This is a genomic window from Novosphingobium ginsenosidimutans (genome assembly GCF_007954425.1).
Classification (GTDB): Bacteria; Pseudomonadota; Alphaproteobacteria; order Sphingomonadales; family Sphingomonadaceae; genus Novosphingobium; species Novosphingobium ginsenosidimutans.
In genome coordinates this window covers 1,292,043-1,313,001 of sequence record NZ_CP042345.1, presented here as the reverse complement: position 1 = coordinate 1,313,001, position 20,959 = coordinate 1,292,043, and the positions used below count along the sequence as shown (strand labels likewise).

The 20,959-nt window shown below is 60.7% G+C and carries 19 protein-coding genes and 1 pseudogene; 17 read left to right on the top strand and 3 right to left on the bottom strand.

The features are described 5' to 3' along the window. The first annotated feature begins 57 nt into the window (after nucleotides 1-57). From FRF71_RS06605 to FRF71_RS06595, 3 genes are read left to right on the top strand one after another with little or no spacing between them, the layout of a single operon-like run. Nucleotides 58-1,197: a serine hydrolase domain-containing protein gene (locus FRF71_RS06605; protein WP_192900040.1), complete on the top strand. Its 1,140-nt coding sequence runs from the start codon at nucleotides 58-60 to the stop codon at nucleotides 1,195-1,197. Continuing rightward, complete coding sequence (gene gmd / locus FRF71_RS06600; RefSeq protein ID WP_147089824.1) at nucleotides 1,194-2,255, top strand: GDP-mannose 4,6-dehydratase; 1,062 nt, start codon at nucleotides 1,194-1,196, stop codon at nucleotides 2,253-2,255. Before FRF71_RS06605 ends, gmd begins: the two co-directional genes overlap by 4 nt. Before the next feature lie 7 nt (nucleotides 2,256-2,262). After that, nucleotides 2,263-3,210, top strand: coding sequence for a GDP-L-fucose synthase family protein (locus FRF71_RS06595; RefSeq protein ID WP_147089822.1), 948 nt, complete (start codon nucleotides 2,263-2,265; stop codon nucleotides 3,208-3,210). Here FRF71_RS06595 and pdxH read toward each other — a convergent pair. Then, the gene (pdxH, locus tag FRF71_RS06590) at nucleotides 3,201-3,812 is read right to left on the bottom strand and encodes a pyridoxamine 5'-phosphate oxidase (RefSeq protein WP_147089820.1); all 612 of its coding nucleotides are present in this window, start codon (nucleotides 3,810-3,812) and stop codon (nucleotides 3,201-3,203) included. The genes FRF71_RS06595 and pdxH overlap by 10 nt on opposite strands. A 90-nt stretch (nucleotides 3,813-3,902) precedes the next feature. Here pdxH and FRF71_RS06585 point away from each other — a divergent pair, with 90 nt between their 5' ends. From FRF71_RS06585 to FRF71_RS06535, 11 genes and pseudogenes are all read left to right on the top strand, one after another. Next, entirely contained in the window at nucleotides 3,903-4,841 is a 939-nt protein-coding gene (locus tag FRF71_RS06585; protein ID WP_147089818.1) for a DnaJ C-terminal domain-containing protein, read from the top strand. Between the two features lie 7 nt (nucleotides 4,842-4,848). Beyond that, nucleotides 4,849-5,868 carry a YihY/virulence factor BrkB family protein gene (locus FRF71_RS06580; RefSeq protein ID WP_238339480.1) on the top strand — a complete coding sequence of 340 codons (1,020 nt, stop codon included), beginning with the start codon at nucleotides 4,849-4,851 and terminating at the stop codon, nucleotides 5,866-5,868. A 3-nt stretch (nucleotides 5,869-5,871) separates the two neighbouring features. Further along, nucleotides 5,872-6,675, top strand: a complete 804-nt coding sequence (gene fabI, locus FRF71_RS06575; protein WP_147089815.1) for an enoyl-ACP reductase FabI — start codon at nucleotides 5,872-5,874, stop codon at nucleotides 6,673-6,675. A 106-nt stretch (nucleotides 6,676-6,781) separates the two neighbouring features. Then, nucleotides 6,782-7,353, top strand: a pseudogene (rfbC, locus tag FRF71_RS15765) (dTDP-4-dehydrorhamnose 3,5-epimerase). A gap of 30 nt (nucleotides 7,354-7,383) precedes the next feature. Continuing rightward, nucleotides 7,384-8,439 (top strand): dTDP-glucose 4,6-dehydratase, encoded by a 1,056-nt coding sequence (gene rfbB / locus FRF71_RS06565; RefSeq protein ID WP_147089813.1) that lies wholly within the window; start codon nucleotides 7,384-7,386, stop codon nucleotides 8,437-8,439. Between the two features lie 5 nt (nucleotides 8,440-8,444). After that, entirely contained in the window at nucleotides 8,445-9,356 is a 912-nt protein-coding gene (gene rfbD, locus FRF71_RS06560; protein ID WP_147089808.1) for a dTDP-4-dehydrorhamnose reductase, read from the top strand. Beyond that, nucleotides 9,353-10,237: a glucose-1-phosphate thymidylyltransferase RfbA gene (rfbA, locus tag FRF71_RS06555; RefSeq protein ID WP_147089807.1), complete on the top strand. Its 885-nt coding sequence runs from the start codon at nucleotides 9,353-9,355 to the stop codon at nucleotides 10,235-10,237. Before rfbD ends, rfbA begins: the two co-directional genes overlap by 4 nt. Nucleotides 10,238-10,271: 34 nt before the next feature. After that, the gene (locus FRF71_RS06550) at nucleotides 10,272-11,276 is read left to right on the top strand and encodes a KpsF/GutQ family sugar-phosphate isomerase (protein ID WP_147089806.1); all 1,005 of its coding nucleotides are present in this window, start codon (nucleotides 10,272-10,274) and stop codon (nucleotides 11,274-11,276) included. A gap of 28 nt (nucleotides 11,277-11,304) precedes the next feature. Next, complete coding sequence (locus FRF71_RS06545) at nucleotides 11,305-12,114, top strand: 3-deoxy-manno-octulosonate cytidylyltransferase (protein ID WP_147089805.1); 810 nt, start codon at nucleotides 11,305-11,307, stop codon at nucleotides 12,112-12,114. A 144-nt stretch (nucleotides 12,115-12,258) separates the two neighbouring features. Further along, on the top strand, nucleotides 12,259-13,830 hold the full coding sequence (locus FRF71_RS06540; protein ID WP_238339478.1) for a glycosyltransferase family 2 protein: 1,572 nt from the start codon (nucleotides 12,259-12,261) through the stop codon (nucleotides 13,828-13,830). 17 nt (nucleotides 13,831-13,847) lie between these two features. Continuing rightward, nucleotides 13,848-14,591: a DUF5672 family protein gene (locus tag FRF71_RS06535; protein ID WP_238339477.1), complete on the top strand. Its 744-nt coding sequence runs from the start codon at nucleotides 13,848-13,850 to the stop codon at nucleotides 14,589-14,591. A gap of 18 nt (nucleotides 14,592-14,609) precedes the next feature. Here FRF71_RS06535 and FRF71_RS06530 read toward each other — a convergent pair whose 3' ends face one another. Beyond that, nucleotides 14,610-15,314: a glycosyltransferase gene (locus FRF71_RS06530; protein ID WP_147089802.1), complete on the bottom strand. Its 705-nt coding sequence runs from the start codon at nucleotides 15,312-15,314 to the stop codon at nucleotides 14,610-14,612. A gap of 45 nt (nucleotides 15,315-15,359) precedes the next feature. Continuing rightward, nucleotides 15,360-15,692 (bottom strand): hypothetical protein, encoded by a 333-nt coding sequence (locus FRF71_RS06525; protein ID WP_147089801.1) that lies wholly within the window; start codon nucleotides 15,690-15,692, stop codon nucleotides 15,360-15,362. Nucleotides 15,693-16,077: 385 nt separating this feature from the next. Here FRF71_RS06525 and FRF71_RS06520 point away from each other — a divergent pair, with 385 nt between their 5' ends. From FRF71_RS06520 to FRF71_RS06510, 3 genes are read left to right on the top strand one after another with little or no spacing between them, the layout of a single operon-like run. Next, nucleotides 16,078-18,609 (top strand): glycosyltransferase, encoded by a 2,532-nt coding sequence (locus tag FRF71_RS06520; protein ID WP_147089800.1) that lies wholly within the window; start codon nucleotides 16,078-16,080, stop codon nucleotides 18,607-18,609. Next, nucleotides 18,606-20,312 (top strand): glycoside hydrolase family protein, encoded by a 1,707-nt coding sequence (locus FRF71_RS06515; protein ID WP_147089799.1) that lies wholly within the window; start codon nucleotides 18,606-18,608, stop codon nucleotides 20,310-20,312. The genes FRF71_RS06520 and FRF71_RS06515 overlap by 4 nt, the downstream gene beginning before the upstream one ends. Continuing rightward, nucleotides 20,305-20,934 carry a hypothetical protein gene (locus tag FRF71_RS06510; RefSeq protein WP_147089798.1) on the top strand — a complete coding sequence of 210 codons (630 nt, stop codon included), beginning with the start codon at nucleotides 20,305-20,307 and terminating at the stop codon, nucleotides 20,932-20,934. Before FRF71_RS06515 ends, FRF71_RS06510 begins: the two co-directional genes overlap by 8 nt. Nucleotides 20,935-20,959: the final 25 nt, after the last annotated feature.

Below are 20,959 nucleotides of genomic sequence, written 5' to 3'. Positions count from 1 at the left end.
TGACGGAGCAGGGATTGCAGTTGCCATCGGCGAGCCTTTGCGCGAGGGATGCGCGCCATGCCGACGCGTCGCCCACCCTTTATCCTGCCCTTGCTGGCCCTGCCAAGCCTGATCGCATGCGGGCAGCAGCAGTCTGCGCCCGAACCGCCCCCGCCCCTCGCCGAAGCCGCGGTGAACGCCGTTGTCCAAAACCCCGGTGTGCGCCGCGAGGCGCTGGCCCGGGCGGTCGATCTGTTGTTCAGCGCGCCCGAGACGGCCGAAACCCGGGCAGTGGTGGTGGTGCACGACGGGCGGATTGTCGCCGAGCGCTATGGGCCCGGCTATCACGAGAACACCCGCTTCGTGAGCTGGTCAATGGCCAAGACCGTGACCGGCGTGCTGATCGGCCTGCTCGTGGCCGACGGTCGCCTGCGGCTGGACGAAAGCGTGCCAGTGCCCGCCTGGCAGCGCCCCGGCGACCCGCGCGGCGAGATCACGCTGCGGCAGTTGCTGCAAATGCGCTCAGGCCTCCGTCATACCGAAGCCGGGGACCCGGTCTATGAATCCGATGAGGTGCGGATGCTGTTCCTCGACGGGCGCGATGCGATGGCCGCCCATGCTGAGGCTCAACCGCTGGAGGCTGAGCCGGGCCGCCAATGGGAGTATTCCAGCAACACGACCGTGATCTTGGCCGACATTGCCGCGCGCGCGCTGACCTCCAGCACCAATCCGGCCGAGCGTCGGCGAGTATTGAACGACTACCTGCGCAGCCGCCTGTTCGACCCGCTTGGCATGAAGTCGATCGTTCCGGAATATGATGCGGCCGGAACCTTGATCGGCGGCAGCCTGATGCATGCGACGGCCCGCGACTGGGCCAAGTTCGGCGAGTTCCTGCGCAATCAGGGCAGCGTCAATGGCGCGCAACTGGTCCCGGCCGGCTGGATCGAGTTCATGACCACAGCCAATCCGCGCAATCCGGGCTATGGTGCCCAGACCTGGCTCAACCGGCCGCAACCCGGTGATAAGGAACCGCCCTTTCCCGGCGCGCCGCGCTCGGCCTTCTCGATGAATGGCCACCTGGGCCAGTTCGTCCTGGTCTCGCCGGACCAGGGACTCACCGTCGTCCGGCTGGGCAAGACACTGGACGGAGAACACGAGCCGGTTCGCCAGGCAATCGGCAAGATCGCGGCGCTCTTTCCGCGAAAGGCCGCAACGTGACCGGCAAGACAGCATTGATCACCGGCGTAACCGGGCAGGACGGAGCCTATCTGGCACGGCTGCTGCTGTCCAAGGGTTACCGTGTCCACGGGATCAAGCGGCGCTCGTCATCGTTCAATACCGACCGGATCGACGACATTTATGAGGACCCGCATGTCCCCGATCCGCACCTGACGCTGCATTATGGCGACCTGACCGACGCGACCAACTTGATCCGCATCGTCCAGGAAACCAAGCCGGACGAGATCTACAACCTGGCCGCGCAAAGCCACGTCCAGGTCAGCTTCGAAACGCCGGAATACACTGCCAATGCCGATGCCCTCGGCACGCTGCGCCTGCTTGAAGCGATCCGTATTCTGAAGCTGGAGCAGAAGACCCGGTTCTACCAGGCATCGACCAGCGAGCTCTATGGGCTGGCCCGGGAAGTGCCGCAGCGCGAAACCACGCCGTTCTATCCGCGTAGCCCTTATGGGGTCGCCAAGCTCTATGCCTATTGGATCACGGTCAATTACCGCGAGGCCTATGGCATCCACGCCTCGAACGGCATCCTATTCAACCACGAAAGCCCGCTGCGCGGCGAAACGTTCGTCACCCGCAAGATCACCCGCGGTGCCGCAGCGATCGCGCTGGGGCGGCAGGACGTGCTTTACCTCGGCAATCTCGATGCCCGGCGCGACTGGGGCCACGCCGCCGAATATGTCCGCGGTATGTGGATGATGGTCCAGCAGGATGAACCCGACGACTATGTGCTGGCAACCGGTGAGACCACCAGCGTCCGCCAGCTTGCCGAATGGGCTTTTGCCGATGCCGGGATCATCCTCGAATGGCGCGGTACAGGTGTGGAGGAGCAGGGCTTCTGCGCCAAAACCGGCGCGTTACGCGTTGCGGTGGATCCGCGCTATTTTCGGCCGACCGAGGTTGACCTGCTGATCGGCGATCCCGGCAAGGCGCACCAGAAGCTAGGCTGGAAGCACGAGACGTCAGTGCGTGAACTGGTGCGCGAGATGGTCACGGCCGATCTTGAAACGATGAAGCTCGCGCGGATCGGGCGGAGCTGACGCAGCAATGGCCTACGACCTTATTGGCAAGCGGGTCTGGGTGGCAGGCCACAAGGGTATGGTCGGCAGTGCCATTGTCCGCAGGTTGGCCAGCGAAGCCTGCGCAGTGCTCACAGTGGATCGGGCGACGCTCAATCTCACTGATCAGCGCGCAGTGCATGACTGGATGCAGCGCGAACGGCCCGATGCCGTGTTCCTGGCCGCCGCACGGGTCGGCGGGATCCTCGCCAATACGACCTATCCGGTCGACTTTCTGCGCGACAACCTGCTGATCGAAACAGCTATCATGGCCGGGGCGCAGGCGGCTGGCGTTGGCAAGCTGCTGTTCCTTGGCTCGTCCTGTATCTATCCAAAACATGCTGACCAGCCGATCCGGGAGGAAGCGCTGCTGACCGGCCTGCTTGAGCCGACCAACCAATGGTATGCCATCGCCAAGATCGCCGGGATCAGGTTGGCCCAAGCCTATCGGCAACAATACGGCTGCGATTTCATCAGCGCCATGCCGACCAACCTCTATGGTCAGGGCGACAACTTCGATCCTGACGGCAGCCATGTCCTCCCTGCACTGATCCGCAAGGTGCATGAGGCCAAGGCCAGCGGCACTCCGGTGACTTTGTGGGGGACCGGCAGCCCGCTTCGCGAATTCATGCATGTCGACGATTGCGCCGATGCCTGCGTGTTCCTGATGAAGACCTATTCCGAGCCCGAGCATGTCAATATCGGCGCGGGGAGCGAAATCTCGATCCGCGACCTAGCCCGCTTGGTCATGGACGTGATCGGATATGACGGTGAGATCGTCACCGATCCCAGCAGGCCTGATGGCACCCCGCGCAAATTGATGGACAATTCTCGCCTCACGGCGCTGGGCTGGCAGCCCAGGACCGACCTGCGCAGTGGGATCGCCAAAGCCTATGCCGCATTCCTCGCCGGCGAAGGCCGGGGGCTTCAGGGATAAAGCAGGCCCGAAGTCCAGTTTCCGGTACCGTCCAGCTCAAATCGGCGGCGTTCGTGCAGGCGGAAGGGGCGGTCCATCCAGAATTCAAAGGCATGTGGTACAAGCCGGAAGCCGGTCCAGTGCGGCGGGCGCGGGACCCGGCCAACCAGGTGCTGGGCGGTAACCTTGGCGATCCGGCCCAGGAACTCGGCGCGCGAGGAAAGTGGCCGCGACTGGTCTGAGGCGAGGGCACCAAGCTGCGAATCCCGGCTGCGGCTGGCGAAATAGGCATCAGCCGTGGCGGGATCGACTTCCTTGATCCGGCCTTCGATGCGGATCTGGCGGCGCAGGCTCTTCCAGTGGAACAGCATGGCTGCCTGCGGATTAGCCAGCAATTCTTCGCCCTTGCGGCTTTGCGCGTTGGTATAGAAGACGAAGCCTTCCGGGCCGTAATCCTTCATCAGCACCATCCGCACTGACGGCGCAGCATCCGGTGTGGCCGTTGCCAGGGCAACCGCATCGGGATCATTTGGCTCGCGCTCCTTCGCCAAGGCGAACCACTCGGCAAAAAGCTGGAGCGGCGAGGCGACGGGGATTGCGTCGGCGGATTGCTGTTCGTCCATGCGCGCGGCATAGCGCCAAGCGGGGACAAGCGAAAGGCGCTGGCACGGGAACGGCTTGCCGTATGGCCCCGCCGCTCCTAGCTAGGGCAAATGGCCGATCCGTATTCGATCCTGGGGGTAGCGCGCGGCGCGGACGAGAAAGATATCAAGTCCGCCTATCGCAAGCTGGCGAAGGAACTGCACCCCGACCGCAACAAGGATAACCCCAAGGCAGCGGAGCGCTTTTCCGAAGTGACCCGCGCCTATGACCTGTTGTCTGACAAGGACAAGCGCGCCCGGTTCGACCGGGGCGAGATCGACATTGACGGCAACCCCACGGGGTTCGGCTTTGGCGGCCCGGGCGGCGGCGGTTTCGGCGGGGCCGGCGGGCAGCGCGGCTTTCGCGCCGACGGGTTTGAGGGGTTCGGTGGCGGCGATGCCGGGATCGACCTGGGCGACATCTTCGAAGGCCTGTTCGGCGGGCGCGGCGGCTTCGGCGGGGCCGGCGGCGGCCGAGCGCGGCCCGCGCCCAAGGGCGCCAACGTTTCCTACCAGCTGGGTGTCTCGCTGCCCGACGCTGCGGCGCGGGCAACGCAGCGGATCACCCTGGCCGACGGCAAGACCATCGACCTGAAGCTTCCCGCCGGGGTTGAGGACGGCACCCAGATGCGCCTTGCCGGCAAAGGGGAGGCCGGCCCCGGCGGCGCAGGCGATGCGATCGTCACGATCCGCATTCAGCCGCACGCTTTCTTCCGCCGCGATGGTGACAACCTGCGGCTGGACTTGCCGATTACCCTCGACGAGGCGCTGAATGGCGCCAAGATCAAGGTGCCAACCGCCGAGGGGGCGGTTATGCTGACCGTCGCGCCGGGCTCCAGCTCGGGCAAGACGCTGCGCATTCCTGGCAAGGGGTTCAGCCGCAAAGACGGCAGCCGCGGCGATCAACTGGTAACTTTGGAGATCCAGTTGCCTGAAGGCGATGCCGATCTGGCCAAGCGGCTTGAGGGCTGGACCGACCAGCGCAACCTGCGCGCCCGCTTCGGCGTTTAAGCGCACTGTGGAAGAAGTCCCTCTTGAACAGGCTCGCGCCGAGGCGCACCTCGCTCCCGACCTGACCCCCGAAGGCCGTCGTCGGCAGGCGCTGCGCTGGCGCGCCGGATTGGAAGAGCAAGTTGGCGAAGAGACGCTGCTGCGGATCGCGCGGTTCAAGCGCGTGATCCAGCGGGTCTGGCTAGGCGCGTGGAACGATGGCTTCATTCATGCAGGCAACCTGGCCTACATGGCGATCCTGGCGATTTTCCCGTTCTTTGTAACGGTTGCGGCGGTCTTCGCCCTGGTCGGCGAGACCTCGCAGCGCGCCGCCTCGGTCAGCGCCTTCTTGCTGGCGGTGCCGCCGATGGTCCGGCAGGTACTCGAACCGGTCGCGCAGGATGTGGTTCAGGCGCGCTCCGGCTGGCTGCTCTGGGCCGGGGGGATCGTTGGCCTTTGGACGGTCGGCAGCCTGATCGAGACGATCCGCGATATCCTGCGCCGCGCCTATGGCACCGGACCGACGGCGGCCTTCTGGCGCCATCGGCTAATCTCCACCGGGGTGATCTTTGCTGCCGTGGTCGGGTTATTGCTCTCGCTCTTTGCGCAGGTCGCGATTGGTACGGCCGAGCAGATAATCGACGCCTGGTTCCCGCGCCTGGCCGACTGGACCGCCACGCTCGCGACCTCGCGCCTCATTCCCGCAGTGATCCTGTTCCTCTCACTCCACGCGCTGTTCTTTACGCTCACTCCCACCGCCTACCGCTCGCGCCGCTATCCCAAGTGGCCTGGCGCGCTGCTGGTAACCCTGTGGTGGGCGGCGGTAACGATCGCCCTGCCCTGGGTCCTGGCACGGTTCTTCACATACGATCTCACGTACGGCAGCCTGGCCGGAGTGATGATCGCGCTTTTCTTTTTCTGGCTGGTTGGCCTAGGGATGGTGGTGGGAGCCGAGCTGAACGCCGCCCTTGCCGTCACGCCCGAAGAAGGCGAAATGATCGGCAAGGCCGTAGCGGAAAGCGAACGGCATAAGGACGGTGGATCGTAACGCATGACGGGATTGATGCAGGGCAAGCGCGGGCTGATCATGGGGCTCGCAAACGATAAGTCGCTGGCCTGGGGGATCGCGCAAAAGCTGCATGAAGCGGGGGCCGAACTGGCATTCTCGTACCAGGGTGAGGCGCTGGAAAAGCGGGTCCGCCCGCTGGCCGCATCACTTGGCAGCGACTTCCTGATCGATTGCGACGTATCCAGCATGGCTGCCCTCGATGCGGCTTTTGAGAAGCTTGCATCGCGCTGGCCGACGATCGATTTTGTGGTCCACGCGATTGGCTTTTCAGACAAGAACGAACTGCGCGGGAAGTATGTCGACACCAGCCTCGACAATTTCCTGATGACCATGAACATCTCTGCCTACAGCCTGGTCGCAGTGACCAGGCGCGCGGCAGCAATGATGCCCGAGGGCGGGTCGGTCCTGACGCTGAGCTACTACGGCGCGGAAAAGGTCGTGCCGCACTACAACGTGATGGGGGTGGCTAAGGCCGCGCTGGAAACCAGTGTGAAGTACCTTGCCAACGACCTCGGCCCGGTCGGCATCCGCGTCAACGCGATCTCGGCCGGCCCGATCAAGACCCTGGCCGCCAGCGGCATCGGTGATTTCCGCTACATCCTCAAGTGGAACGAGCTGAACTCGCCGCTGCGCCGCAATGTGACGATCGAGGATGTCGGCGGGGCTGGGCTATACTTGCTCTCTAATCTCTCAAGCGGCGTCACGGGCGAAACGCACCATGTCGATGCCGGCTATCATGTGGTCGGCATGAAACAGGAAGACGCGCCGGATATTGCGTTGAGTTGAGTGAATTTTCGGTCTCAGTTGAACGACTTGGTGTTGACGGCCGTCCTCGTATGCATAAGGCCGCACGGCGCGCAACGCGCGCGCCTTCCAGATCGAGAATCGTTTGATGACACTCAGAGTCCTTTGCCCTCGCCGCTTCGGGGATTCCCGCGGCTGGTTCAGCGAGACCTGGAACCGAGCCAAGCTTGAGGCCGCAGGTATCGCGATCGATTTCTGCCAGGACAACCACTCGCTGTCGCGACCGATGGGCACGCTGCGCGGCCTACACTTCCAGGCCCCCCCTATGCGCAGGCAAAACTGGTCCGCTGCCTCCGCGGCCGCATTTTTGACGTTGCGGTCGACATTAGGCGCGGCTCGCCTACCTTCGGCAAGTGGGCCGGACTCGAACTGTCGGCGGAGAACGGAAAGCAGTTGCTGATCCCGCCAGGCTATGCCCACGGTTTCGTTACACTCGAGACGAACTGCGAGATCGCTTACAAGGTCGATGCCTATTATTCAGCCGAATGCGATGGCGGGATTGCCTGGGACGATCCGACGATTGGAATTGGCTGGCCCGAGATTGTTTCAGATCCTGTGCTTTCTGACAAAGACCGGGCTTTGCCCCCGCTCTCAGCATTGCTAATCGATTTTCCCTACGACGGAAATCCACTGGGTCCGCTGCAGGAAATCACCGTCTGACCCGCGCCGAATTGGAAGGGCCTTGATGAAATGAAGATCCTCGTTACCGGCGGCGCTGGCTTCATCGGCTCTGCTCTGATCCGGCACCTGATCGGCGAGAGCGTGCACGACGTGCTGAATCTCGACAAGCTGACCTATGCCGGGGTGCTCACTTCGCTCGCAGAGGTGGACAGCAATCCGCGCTATCGCTTTGTCCAGGGCGACATTTGCGATCCGGACTTGGTCGCCAGTCTGCTGGCCGAATTCCAGCCCGATGTAGTCGCACACCTCGCGGCCGAAAGCCATGTTGACCGATCGATCGATGGTCCGGGTGAATTCATCCAGACCAACGTGGTGGGAACCTTCACGATGTTGCAGCAGGCGTTGGGATATTGGCAATCCCTGCCGGCCGAACGGCAGGCGGCTTTCCGCTTTCACCACATCTCGACGGACGAGGTCTACGGATCGCTCGGCGATGAAGGCCTTTTCACAGAAAGCACCGCCTACGATCCCCGCTCACCATATTCAGCATCAAAAGCCGCCTCGGACCATCTCGTCCGGGCTTGGGGCCATACCTATGGCTTGCCGGTGCTAGTCACCAATTGCTCCAACAACTACGGCCCCTATCACTTCCCCGAAAAACTCATCCCGCTGATCATTATTCGCGCGCTCGCCGGTGAACCACTGCCGGTTTATGGTGACGGATCGAACGTGCGCGACTGGCTGTTTGTCGAGGATCACGCGCGTGCGCTGCGACGGGTATTTGAAGCTGGGGTTCCGGGTGAGACCTACAACATCGGCGGCAATTCGGAGCGCCGGAACATCGAAGTAGTGCGTGCCATCTGCTCAGCGCTCGATGCTCGGTGCCCACGCGAAGACGGGAAGTCTTATGCCGAGCAGATCACCTTCGTTGCCGACCGGCCTGGGCATGACCAGCGCTATGCCATCGACGCCGCCAAGATCGCACGCGAATTGGGCTGGAAACCAGAAGTGCGGTTTGAGGACGGCATTACCCAGACTGTTGACTGGTTCCTCACCCGCAAGGACTGGTGGGAGCCAATCCTGCAACGCCGCTACGCCACCGAGCGACTGGGTCTGAAGGGTTGATGGCGATGTCGGGCTACACAGTGCTGGTGACAGGCGGTACCGGACAGGTGGGGCTGGAGCTGCTGCGCCAATCTTGGCCCGCTGACGTTACCGTGCTGGCCCCGGCGCGGGACCAGCTTGACCTTGCTTCCGGTGACAGCATCGCCGCCTGGTTCGCCAGCCGCGAAGTGCATTGTATCATCAATCCAGCTGCCTACACGGCGGTAGACCTCGCCGAAGACAACGTTGGCGCGGCCTTTCTCGCCAATGCGCAAGGACCGGCATGGCTGGCAGACATTGCTCGCCAGCGCGACATCCCGCTGCTGCACGTATCGACTGACTATGTCTTTGATGGTTCGCTTGATCGACCCTATCACGAAGAGGATCCGGTTTCACCACTTGGCGCCTACGGTGCCAGCAAGCTGGCCGGTGAGCTGGCGGTCCGTGCCGGGGCGCCGCGCCATGTCATACTCCGGACCGCCTGGGTCATCAGTGCCCAGCGCAACAATTTTCTTAAGACCATGTTGCGCCTGGCCGCCGAGCGGCCGGAACTGAGCGTCGTCGCAGATCAGCATGGTTGCCCCACCAGCGCACGCGATATCGCCGCAACGCTCCGGACGATTGCTCTTGCCCATCTTGCTGATGGGTCTGCCCCTTCCGGCACCTACCACTTCGTTAACGATGGCAGTACGACCTGGCACGGTCTGGCCGAAGCAGTGATGGCGGCGAGCCGTGCGCATGGCGGAGCCGCCGTGCCGGTAAGACCGATTGCCAGCGCCGACTTCCCTACCCGCGCGCGCCGACCGGGCAACTCGCGGCTCGGGACGGCCAAGATTCGCAGCGACTTCGGCATTGCCCCCCGGCCATGGCAGGACATAGTCGAACAAATAGTCAGCGAACTTTCGCTGCCTTCCCCGAAAAGTGAGAAGCTTACATGAAGGGTATCATTCTGGCCGGCGGCTCGGGCACGCGACTTCATCCGATGACCATGGTGACGTCGAAGCAGTTGATGCCAATCTACGATAAGCCCATGATATATTATCCGCTGTCAACACTGATGCTGGCCGGAATTCGGGAAGTTCTAGTCATCTCGACCCCGCGTGACACTCCGAGTTTTCAGGCGCTCCTTGACGATGGCTCGCAATGGGGGATGACAATCGAATATGCTGTCCAGCCAGAGCCGGAAGGTCTTGCCCAGGCCTATATAATCGGCGCTGATTTTGTCGCCGGCGGTCCCTCGGCCTTGATCCTCGGCGATAACATTTTTTACGGTCATGGCAGTACAGATTTGTTCCAAAGCGCGATTTCGCACCAGGTCGGGGCGAGCGTCTTCGCCTATCACGTGACCGATCCAGAGCGGTACGGCGTGGTCGAATTCGACAAGTCTATGCGCGCCATTTCGATCGAGGAAAAGCCAGCGCAGCCTCGCTCGAACTGGGCAGTGACAGGGCTCTACTTCTATGACCAACAGGTGGTGGATATCGCGGCCAACCTCAAGCCAAGTGCGCGCGGCGAGCTCGAAATCACCGATGTAAACCGGACATACCTTGAGCGTGGGCAGCTATCTGTGGAGATCATGGGGCGTGGTTATGCCTGGCTTGACACCGGTACACCTGACAGCTTGATCGAAGCAGCCGAGTTTGTCCGCACGCTGGAGAAGCGGCAAGGCTTTAAGATTGCATGTCCGGAGGAAATTGCGCTAAATCAGGGATTTGTCGATCAAGTACAGTTTGCAGCTCTTGTCGCGCGATACGGAAAGTCCGAATATGGTCGCTACCTAGACCGGATCGGCGAACAGTTTGCCGGCAACCAAGCGTGACATTACACTATCAAATGCCAAGGATCAGCTAGCCATGACCGCCAACCCACTCCTGCACCCTGCTGAGACCGCCAGTCGGGTGCTTACCCGTGGCATCGAGGTCATTGAGCTTGAAGCGCAGGCGCTAGGCGAACTGGCACGCGCGCTTGACACCCATTTTGTCGAAGCCTGTGAAGCCATCGTCCAAGCAAAGGGACGGGTCGTAGTGACGGGGATGGGTAAATCGGGCCATATTGGGCGCAAGCTGGCTGCCACGTTGGCGGCAACGGGCACCCCGTCGAACTTCGTGCACCCGGCCGAGGCCGCGCATGGCGACTTGGGCATGCTAGTCCCAGGTGATGTGCTGGTAGTAATCTCGAACTCGGGGAATACGGCTGAGTTGCGGGCCTTTCTCAATCACGCAGAAGCACTGGGTGTCTTGGTGATAGGGATCGCCTCGCGACCCGACTCCCAGGTGATAACCCGCGCAAGCATCGGCATCTGTGTGCCAAATGTCCGCGAGGCTTGCCCAGCCAATATCGCCCCCACCACCTCGACGACGGTCCAACTGGCATTGTGCGATGCGCTGGCGATGGCAGTGATGGATCTACGCGGTTTCGGTCGCGATGGGATGCGCGCACTCCATCCAGGCGGAGCCATCGGTCTGCGCCTTGCGCCGGTTTCGCGGATTATGCATGGCCGCTCTCGGCTGCCACTGGTGCCGGCCAATACCCCGATGCGTGAGGTTGTAACGGTGATGACCAGCAAGGGCTTTGGCATCGCGGGGGTGGTTGACGACGCCAACCAGCTTGTTGGAGTGATCACCGATGGAGATTTGCGGCGCCATTTTGAAACCCTACAATCCTCGTTAGCCCGCGACGTCATGAGCGCGACACCACGCACAATTGCTGAAGATGTCCTAGCCGAAGAGGCCCTTCACTTTCTCAATGAACAAAAGATCACTTGCGTCTTCGTCGTTCCATCCGGCAGTCAGGACAGCCCCTGCCAACCGACCGGCATCATCCACATTCACGATTTCCTGCGGCTTGGTCTGAGCTGAAAGCCCAGCCTGGCAGAGCGAGTTGCCCATGTCCCGCCCGAGTTTTGCGATCATCATCCCCGCGCGCTACGCCTCGACGCGCTTTCCGGCCAAGCCGTTGGCACCCCTGGTTGGTGCTACCGGCGTTGCAAAATCACTAATTCACCGATCATGGGAGTGCGCCAGCAGCGTCGCAGGGAGCGTCGGGGTCTGGGTAGCAACGGACGACGAGCGTATTGCAGAGGCGGTAACCGCCTTTGGTGGCCAGGTCGTGATGACCTCGGAGAGCTGTGAGAACGGCACCGCGCGCTGTGCCGAGGCGGCGGTCAAGCTGGGTGATGTAGCCGAGGTTTTCGTGAACCTCCAAGGCGACGCGCCGCTATCGCCCAATTTCATCGTGACCGAGTTGGTCGATGCCCTAGTTGCCGATTCTGAAGCGTTGATGGCCACACCGGCCGTGCGATGTTCGCGCGGAGTCTATGAGCACCTGATCGCCGACCAGGCAGCAGGTCGGGTAGGCGGAACTACCGTGGTGATAGGCCGCAATGGCCGCGCGATCTATTTCTCCAAGCGGGTGCTCCCCTACCTTCCGACAAAAGCCGCAGAATCGAGCGAACCGCCAGTGCACCTCCATCTTGGCCTCTATGCCTATCGCCGGACCGCCCTTGAGCTTTATGCCGGAGCCAGTCCGTGTGAGCTTGAGGAGCTGGAAGGACTGGAACAGCTTCGCTTTCTCGACATGGGGCTGCCAGTTCGGGTGGTTCCGATCGATCGACTTGATTGGGATTCAATCGAGCTCAACAACCCAAGTGACACCCCAGTAATCGAGGCGATCCTGAAGGAACGTGGAATTGCATGAAGCCGCCGGACGGCGCATGATTGCAGCATGAGCATTGCTCCAGACCGACCGCAGGGCCGCTCCTGGCTAGTTTGCGCCGGGCTATTCCTGGCGATCCACTGTGAAGCCTTTCTGCGACACCCCCGGTTATACTTTACCGGGCTGTTGTGGCTGATTGTCGGCAAGCGGGTGCGGGGCCGCAACCTGCTTTCTCCCTTGATCGGATCAAGCCGGCAGGCTTACCCATTTTGGGTGGCGCAACGTGAGGCGAAGACCTGGCCGGCGACAGGTCCAGCCACTGCAGCAGTGCAAATCGTGGTTGCAATCGATGCCCGTCATACGCCGGAGCTGCTGGCGCAAACCTTGAAGTCCCTGTCCCGCGCGGGCAAAGCGGATGCCGTGGTGGTGGTGGGCGGACTGTCAGAGCAGCGGCTGCCCGAGGATGGGCCGCAGGATTTGCGCCTTCGCTGGGCAAATGAACTGAGCGATCTCTATCAGGATCTGCTGCACAGAAGCGGCGCTTGGCTAGTGATGCTGAATTCTGGTGATTGCCTCGCTCCCGGCGCGCTGACGCTGGTGGCAAACGAAGTGCATGGCGCCGGCACAATAATCTATGGTGACGACGATCTGATTGACCGGCGCGGACGGCGCTATGATCCCCACTTCAAGCCAGACTGGAATGCCGAGCTTTTCCGCCATCACGACTATCTCTCGGGAGCCGCAGCGGTGCGGCTCGAAAGCGCCTTGCTCGGGAGTCTGCCGCCGCTTGGAAGTCCAGACTGGATTAGCGCCCTGACCCGCAAGGCCGTTGATCTTGCAGCCAATCCTCCGCGGCACATGCATCAGATCTTGGTCCATCGCCACGTGCGGCCTAATCCGGCCGCGCCGCCCATGCAACGACCACACATCGAGACACCGCCAACGGTGACCGTGATCATTCCTACTCGCAACCAGCTGGAACTGCTGAAGACCTGCTTGCAAGGCTTGCAGCAGTCCAATTATCCAGAGCTAGATTGTATCATCATCGACAACGGATCGGACGATCCCGCGACGATCGCCTTTCTAGACAAACTGGACTCCCCGTTCTTTCGGGTCCTGCGCCAGCCTGGCCCATTCAATTACTCCGCACTCAACAATGCCGCAGTGGCAGAGGCGCGGGGCGAATTTCTATGCTTTCTGAATAACGACGTCTCGATGATCGGGCCGGACTGGTTGATGTATCTTATCGGCCAGGCCCGAGGCGAGCGGGTCGGGGCGGTTGGCGCACGCCTGCTATATCCGGATGGGACGATCCAGCATGCCGGGGTGGTTCTGGGGGTCGGCGGCGGTGCAGGCCATGCCCATCGGGGCCATGACCCCGTTGAGCCAGGCTACTTCCTTCGCGCCAGCCTGCCGCAGTTCGTCAGCGCAGTAACCGGAGCCTGCATGGTTGTGCAGCGCGAGAAATTCCTCGCAGTTGGTGGGTTTGACCAGGACTGCTTCCCGGTTGCCTTCAACGATGTCGATCTGTGTCTCAAACTCAATGCCCAGGGTTGGCAGACGCTCTACGAGCCGCGGGCCGAATTGGTGCATCACGAGTCCAAGAGCCGCGGGACCGACCATTCCGGCGAAAAGAAAGTGCGCTTTGCCGGTGAACTGGCACGCCTGAAGAAGCGTTGGAACACTGATCGCCTAGTAGACCCCTACCATCACCCGGCACTTAGCCGGTTCTCCGAACAATTCGTGATCGGGTTGTAGCGATGGCGCGACTAGCCTTGCCCCAGATCACGCTCTGCGCGGCGACCTCGGTCAATGTCGCAGCAACAATTGCGGCAATGCAGCATAGCATGGCGCTTTGCGATTTCGGTGCAGCGGTGTTGCTTACCGATCAAGTACCCGATCTGGTGCCGGAAGGGATCGAAATCCGACCGATTGAACGCCTGACTAGCGCCGAGGCTTATTCGCGCTTCATGCTCGCTGGGGAGATGGCGCAGCATGTCGCAACTAGCCATCTGTTGGTGGTGCAATGGGACGGCTTCGTCGTCAGTCCTGCTGCGTGGGATGCAGACTTTCTAGACTTCGATTACATCGGCGCGATCTGGCCGCAGTTCGATGACGGCGCGGTTGTCGGCAACGGTGGGTTCTCCCTGCGGAGCAAGCGTCTGCTCGAAGCATGCAAGTCGCTCGGCCTTAACGATCACCCGGAAGATGTGACCATTTGCCGGACGCACCGCCTCCGCCTCCAGCACGAATTCGGGATCCGCTTTGCCGATCCGACAACAGCCGCGCGCTTTTCCTATGAACGATCAAGCAGGACTGGCGCAGAATTCGGCTTTCACGGTGTGTTCAACTTGCCGGAAGAGTTGGGTCCCGATGGTTTCTGGCAGACCTATCTGGCCCTTGACGACCGTCGAACGCTCTGGCCCGATTTTAAAGCATTAGTTTGGTTCATAGTCCGCCGCAAACACGGCTTGCGGCGTGCTTTGCGCATGGTATGCGACCGGCTTGGTGAGCACTAAAGGCCCACCCAACGCTCCTTATGCCGCTTCGGCGTTAACCTGGTCGAGGTAAAGATCCCGCTCAGCCAACCAGAGATCTGCATAGTCGACTTCCTGCCAGTTATCGAACCAGGGACCGCCATTGGTGTAGTGGATCACCCGCGGCGTGGTTTCCGGTTTGGGATATTCACCTTCCAGGAAATTCCAGTCGAGTGGCAGACTTCCAATATGATCATCGTTGCCGACCCATTCGAAACGATGGAGAAAAGCCGGCATCGCACTGTTCACAACACTCGGCGTCAAGGCCCTTACATCGGGATGACCGCAATTGAACAACATAAACGAGGACCAGTTCTTGCGCGGATAGGTTGTCTGCTGTTTGCCATCCATCTTGATGTCGTGGGCGGGCGTGTAATCGTGCTGGACGCAATAAAGTGCCTTCGCGGTATCAAGCCCGTGGAACACCATGCGAACATCGGCGGTGAAGAGGAAGTCGCAATCGCAGAAAAGTACCCACCCATCTTCCTGTGCGGCAAGAAAGGGCGTCAGAAATCGCGTCAATGAGAATTCAGTCGACGACATGGGGTCAAACGGGCGGGTGTAAAGGCCAAGCTCGCGGAGAACGGTCTGGCGCAGCGGGATAACTTCAAGCTCGTTGGCAGCATGGCGCTGCAAGGAATGGCGGGCAACCTGCCAAGCGATGTCTTCCCGGCTGTCGTATCCTACAAAAATCTTGTGCTTCATTCAGAATTTCCCTTGTGCTGCAGCCGTCGCCGGAAGAGTTCGCGCTCAATTCGCTCGTTTGCCCATCCTAACCTTGAAAAGCCGCCTGACGTCCCATTTGGCCCCCTTTGCGACCGAACTCTTCTGAACCGAAGAATGTCCGTTCAATAGGTACTCGATCCTGGCTTCACGGCGCTCTATGATAGCTACCTGTTCCTTGCGGCGAGCATTTGCCTCCTGCAACTCCGCCCTAAGCCTCTGGACCGCGCCTTCGTCGCGGTCACAATGTGCCATGTGTCGATCCATCGCGGACTGAAGCATCGCTGCCCTGCCTTGTGCGTCTTCCGAAATTTGTCGGTAACGCTTGACCTCCAGCTTCAGCAATTCGATCTGTCGCAAGTGGTCGAGCCGCTCCTGCTCGAACCTCGCCAGCAAATCCCCAACCGCAGTTCCGGAGTTTTCAGTAGTTTCTAGTCTAGTCCTCGCCATCGGATGTCCTGAGCACTGTTTCGTTTGCTGGGCGGCGAAGCCGTGATCGTTGCGCCACAGCCCTTCCTAGGTGCAGTTTGGGGTTGGCTCAAGTGCGACGTGCAGGTGATTTAATTCCTAACTTTCAAGGGAAATGGTTGTGGCTTGAGATCAGGCAGCGGTCGTGTCATAGCCTTTGCTGCGCTGCACTTCATGTTCGACGCGCAGATTAGTTCGCTGTTCCGGGGTTGGCTATTCTTGTGAAAAGTCTGCATGATCGCTTCGCTCTGCCAGCCGGCATTTCCGTCTTCTCCCAATGACCGAACCTGCCTCTAGTCTGCATCTGCATTTTCCCGGATTCGCGCTGCTTCCGCCGCAGACCAAGCCCGCAACCGTGCGGCCCCGAATCGGTTGGTTTCTGCTAAAGGTAGACGTTAGTTCTGCCAGCGCGCGATATCGCTGCTTCCACTTCGCCCGGGTCCTGGCGGACGACTTCGAAAGCGTATATTTCACCCGCTATCAGGACCTGAAGGCTGAAATCGACACGCTTGACGCCATTATTGTGGTGAAGCGACTTGATCGGTCCGTGATTGATCTTGCCGCCCTGGCGCAACACACGGGCAAGCCCATATTTCTCGATCTTTGCGACGACCTGATCCACCCCAGCTATCCAAACCGCGACGAACCGGGTTTTGCAATCACTGCCTTGCGGGCAGTTTTACCGGTCCTTGCTGGAATAACAGTGCCAAGCGCGGAAATGGCTGCGCGGATCGAAGCCTATTTGGGGCCTGCCGGGCGGGCGACCTGCTCTTGCCATGTCATCCCCGATATTGCCGAGACTAGTGACCTGTTCACTGCCACAGCGAGGTTTGTCACGGGGCGGTCTCCTCGCGGGATGCCACCGGTCGGGAACGGGCCAAGATTCCTCGATGTGCAAGTGGCACCAGTAGAATCTCGCGAAAAACGGATCGTCTGGTTCGGCAACTATGGTGCCCACCATAGCGATTTTGGGATGTTCAGCCTGAAAAGCCGACTGAGACCGCTGCGCGAATTCCATCAGGAAGTCCCGTTGGAGTTGGTAGTGATCAGCAACAGCCGCCCAGTATTCGATGCGCTAGTCGACAAATGCGGCTTCCCAACGCGCTACGTGCCGTGGTCCGGCTCCGCAGTGTATGAGGAGTTGCTGAACGCCGATGCGGCGCTGCTGACCACGGGCACTGATGATTTTTGTACGGTCAAATCGTCCAATCGAGTGGTCCAGGCCCTGGCTTGTGGCGTGCCCGTGATCGCAGACAAATCGACCGCGCTAGCCGAGTTTGAAGACCTGATCCTTTCTGGGAACATGCGGCGCTGTCTCGAACTGTGTCTCAAGCCCGAAAACGAACGGCTGATAGCTGCTCGATTGGATCAGACCCGACGCATACTTGATCGCTATTCACCAGAGATCCTATCTCGCAGCTGGTCGGTCCTTCTGACAAGGGCCATCGGGCAACATTTGGTTAAAGCTGCAACTGTCCGCCGCACCGGCCTGCTACTTATCCTGGGCCAGGGTGACGAGCTTGACGATGCCCTTACAGCCATAAAGGCCATGAACAACACCCCCGGGCTGGATTACCACTTGCTTGTTTCCACCGAGCTGCTGGAATCCGACCCGCGTTTCGCCCGCGCTATTCATGCTGCTCGCGTCCTGCCCCGCTTTTTTTCAGGCAAGCTGCGCGGGATGGAAGGTCCAATCGCGCAATACAGTGCAGTCATAATCGGTGAACGGAATTCGTCCCATGGCAAGATTGTGGTCGATTTGTCTGTGGAATCAGGGCTTGAGCTACTTGATTTCAAAGACGTCCGGCACCTCGACCTGACCGTCTTCTGCACTGCAGATAGCCCAGCTGTTACCAGTGTGGAACGGCCTACTCCCGGGCCCTACCCACAGCGCCTCAACGCAGATGGCTCGGTGGACTGGGCTTTCATCATCCACAGCAATGCGCGGGGCTGGATTCTCGACGCAATCTGCCAAGAGATCGGTTCGCGGCAGCCCGGGAGCTGGACTGTGGTCGGGCACCGTTCGCCCCCACCACCCGCTAGGAATCTGTTCTTCAGCCATTTCTCGCTGCTCGACAGCTTTGACCGACGCTACCCGGAGCAGCTGTCGGCCAGCAAAGTCTTCCTGTGGTACACCCACCCCCGCGAAGAGACGCAAGCGAGCATTGCGCGCAGCCTTGATCTGTTCAGCCGTACCACGCGAGTCATCTTCACCTGCGAAGCAAATCGAACAGTATGGCTGTCGCGTGGGCTCGCGCCAGAACGTACAGCAGTTGTCCTCGGCGCAGCAGACCCGCAACTGTTCAAAGGTCACCAGCGTGGCGACGGCTGTGTCGGATTGTCCTCATCGTTTTACGAACGCAAGAACCCGGACCTGATGCTGGATGTCATCAAGGCCCTGCCGCACCGGCAATTCACACTGCTGGGTCGCAACTGGAATCGTTATGCGCGATTCGAAGAGTTGCGGGCGCTGCCAAATTTTACCTACCGGACTGCCGCTTACCGTGATTACCCCGGGATTTACGGAACTTTCGACGTGTTCCTCTCGATCTCCAGCCTAGAAGGCGGGCCGATCCCGCTGATCGAGGCAATGATGAGCAATGCCGTACCGGTTGCGAGCAATACCGGGTTCGCACCCGACCTGATCACGCCAGGAGAGAACGGCTTTATCTTCGATAATGGAGTTGAGCCGGCATATGTGGCGAGTCTGGTGGAGCGGGCATTCACCCTTGCGACTGACGTTCGCTCGACTGTTGCCATGTACGACTGGGACAGCTTCAGCGCGCGCATCGTGGAACTTGCTCAATGACAGTTATTTCACAGGCGCTCCGCCACGCAGCGCTGCACCGCTTGCTCCAGGTCAGGCGCCCCGATCTGCTGCAGCGCAACCGCATGGCCTGGCAGGCGTGGGTCAAAATGCGCCAAGCAGATTTACCAGATCCATCGCTTTCGCGGATCCATATCGTGGTGCCGATCCAGACGATCCAGGATGTCGCGTTATATCCCGGCTTGCTCCAGCTCCTGCAGGTTCCGGGCTTGCTGCCGTTGGTGGTGCTGGTCCTGCCGGATCGCACAGCGGCCCGCTTGGCTTGGATCGAAGCAATGCTCGAAGGCTGGGCTTCGCTGGTGACGATTGAATCGTCCGCTGATTGGGCAATTTCCTCGGCCAAGCTACCGGCTACAAACCGCCTGGTAAGCTTCCGCTTCCCCGGAACGTTCTGCACTGCGGCCGATATTCTTATCGCCCGGGATTGGGATGACGCCGACTGGGGCCGACTTGCTGCATCTACACGGCCGGCTAAAGCCGCCTGGATCGGGCCTGTCCAAGATTTCGAAGGCGAAGCTTCCCAGCCGCAGCTACCCGAGCTTGAAAGTCATTTTGGCTCGCTCTGCGAGCCTTCTATCGAACTTGGCAATGCTTCGGTCGCAGCGCCAAGCCATTCGGAGCGTGCGCCAACCAAGGCACACTATCGCCCGCAAAGCATCGTTCTGGAGAATATTGCGCCAGGGGACCTGGTGGCCGTGTCGACCGTTCAGGATGGTCAGTCAGTTGTGACGGCCCTTCAGCCGGCGTGCTTGCGCGACGAGCGCGGGGGCCTCTCGCTACCGCTCCCGCCCCGGTTCGCGACGGTGGCCGAGCAATGCCTGGACGTTCACCTGATCTCTGAGCTCGGCGGAGTCCGAGGCCTAAACCTTACCGCACACACCAATCCCACGGCTATCCAGTCTTGGATGCTGAGTGCTTTTCTCAATCGCGGTGGTGCCGGGAATCCGGTCGTTACTGCCTTCGCGCAAGGTGCAGGCTGCCGGATTGCCTATGCCGAGGATGAGCTTGACGAAACTGAGTCCCTCGGATCCATTCCTGTGGTATGGGGCGTGTTGCGCGGCAGCGACGCAATCATTGCGCGGGCCAAGGCAAAGGGACTACATTTCTACTACATCGACCATGCCTATTTCGATCGCGGGCATGGAAAGTCCTATCGCATCACGCGCAATGGCTATGAGGCTGGGCCGGTCCGAAAGTGTCCGGACGATCGCTTCCGCAATTTGGGAATCACTATTGAACCATGGCGCAAATCTGGCAGATCGATCATCGTCTGTCCGCCGACCGACTTTTTTGCGGCTGCGCACAACTGCGAGAACTGGTTGGACGATACATTGGCCCAATTGCGGCTTGAGACCGACCGCCCTATCTTGATCAGAACTAAGCCGCGCACCGGTGAGCCGTTCTTGCCATTGCAGGAAGCTTTGTTAGACGCCCATGCACTTGTCACCCATTCGTCCAACGTTGCAATCGAGGCGGCTTGCCTCGGTACGCCAGTTTTTGTGTCCCCCACCAGCGCGGCCGCTCCAATTGGCCGCACCGATTTTGGCATGATTGAATCCCCGCGCTATCCCAAGCGCGACGGCTGGTTGGCCCATCTGGCCTATTCGCAGTTCACGCTGGAGGAATTTGCCAGTGGCGCAGCCTGGGCGTTGATGCGCGAGCACGAGGAACGGGATTTTGTCTAACGCGCCAATTGCAATGCTTCTCTGCTCTCTGGATGCTCACCATCCGGCGCTCGATTGGTTTCCGGAACCCGCCGTCGACACGCGACATTTCCTGGCTGTTATGGCCAAGACTTGGGTGCCAAAGGGTATCCAGGTTTTCAATCTGGCTGCGAACTATCCTCGCGAACTTGCCCGCATCGAATCGCTCGCGGCCATCACTGAGGCGCGCAAGTTGGCTCGACCGCAATTGTGGGACAGCTTGCAGCTGTTCGGCTTGCGTCAGCTCCTCACGCTCGAACGCGACGTTATGCAGGTAGCCTTGCTGCGCGGTCCAATGATCGCCGACCCCGCATCCCTTCGGCGAGCCTTCGATTCCCAAAGCCAGCCTTTTGCATCACTGGCGGACGATCCCGCCCTGCTATTGTTCGACCGTTCAAAGGTTGGTGCGGAACTCACCCTATCGCTCGCGTTGGATATGGCCCTGAGCGGTGCAATCTACGGGTTGGGCGCCTATCGACTGGAATCATTACTGGATCAGGTGCAGCAAGTCGTGGCCGGGTCGCAACTTGATGACCTGATCGAGCTTCAAGCGGAAACTGCACCCGGAGCCGATGCCGCAGAACGCGCGTCCGAAGATTCCTGACCGGAGAATGTCTAAGGTGTTCACT

Bases quoted from the DNA above. Each gene is read 5' to 3' on its own strand.
- FRF71_RS06605 (WP_192900040.1), top strand. From the start codon at position 58: ATGCCGACGCGTCGCCCACCCTTTATCCTGCCCTTGCTGGCCCTGCCA.
- fabI (WP_147089815.1), top strand. From the start codon at position 5,872: ATGACGGGATTGATGCAGGGCAAGCGCGGGCTGATCATGGGGCTCGCA.
- FRF71_RS06515 (WP_147089799.1), top strand. From the start codon at position 18,606: ATGACAGTTATTTCACAGGCGCTCCGCCACGCAGCGCTGCACCGCTTG.
- FRF71_RS06585 (WP_147089818.1), top strand. From the start codon at position 3,903: ATGGCCGATCCGTATTCGATCCTGGGGGTAGCGCGCGGCGCGGACGAG.
- rfbB (WP_147089813.1), top strand. From the start codon at position 7,384: ATGAAGATCCTCGTTACCGGCGGCGCTGGCTTCATCGGCTCTGCTCTG.
- rfbA (WP_147089807.1), top strand. From the start codon at position 9,353: ATGAAGGGTATCATTCTGGCCGGCGGCTCGGGCACGCGACTTCATCCG.
- FRF71_RS06530 (WP_147089802.1), bottom strand. From the start codon at position 15,314: ATGAAGCACAAGATTTTTGTAGGATACGACAGCCGGGAAGACATCGCT.
- pdxH (WP_147089820.1), bottom strand. From the start codon at position 3,812: ATGGACGAACAGCAATCCGCCGACGCAATCCCCGTCGCCTCGCCGCTC.
- FRF71_RS06550 (WP_147089806.1), top strand. From the start codon at position 10,272: ATGACCGCCAACCCACTCCTGCACCCTGCTGAGACCGCCAGTCGGGTG.
- FRF71_RS06595 (WP_147089822.1), top strand. From the start codon at position 2,263: ATGGCCTACGACCTTATTGGCAAGCGGGTCTGGGTGGCAGGCCACAAG.
- FRF71_RS06545 (WP_147089805.1), top strand. From the start codon at position 11,305: ATGTCCCGCCCGAGTTTTGCGATCATCATCCCCGCGCGCTACGCCTCG.
- FRF71_RS06520 (WP_147089800.1), top strand. From the start codon at position 16,078: ATGACCGAACCTGCCTCTAGTCTGCATCTGCATTTTCCCGGATTCGCG.
- rfbD (WP_147089808.1), top strand. From the start codon at position 8,445: ATGTCGGGCTACACAGTGCTGGTGACAGGCGGTACCGGACAGGTGGGG.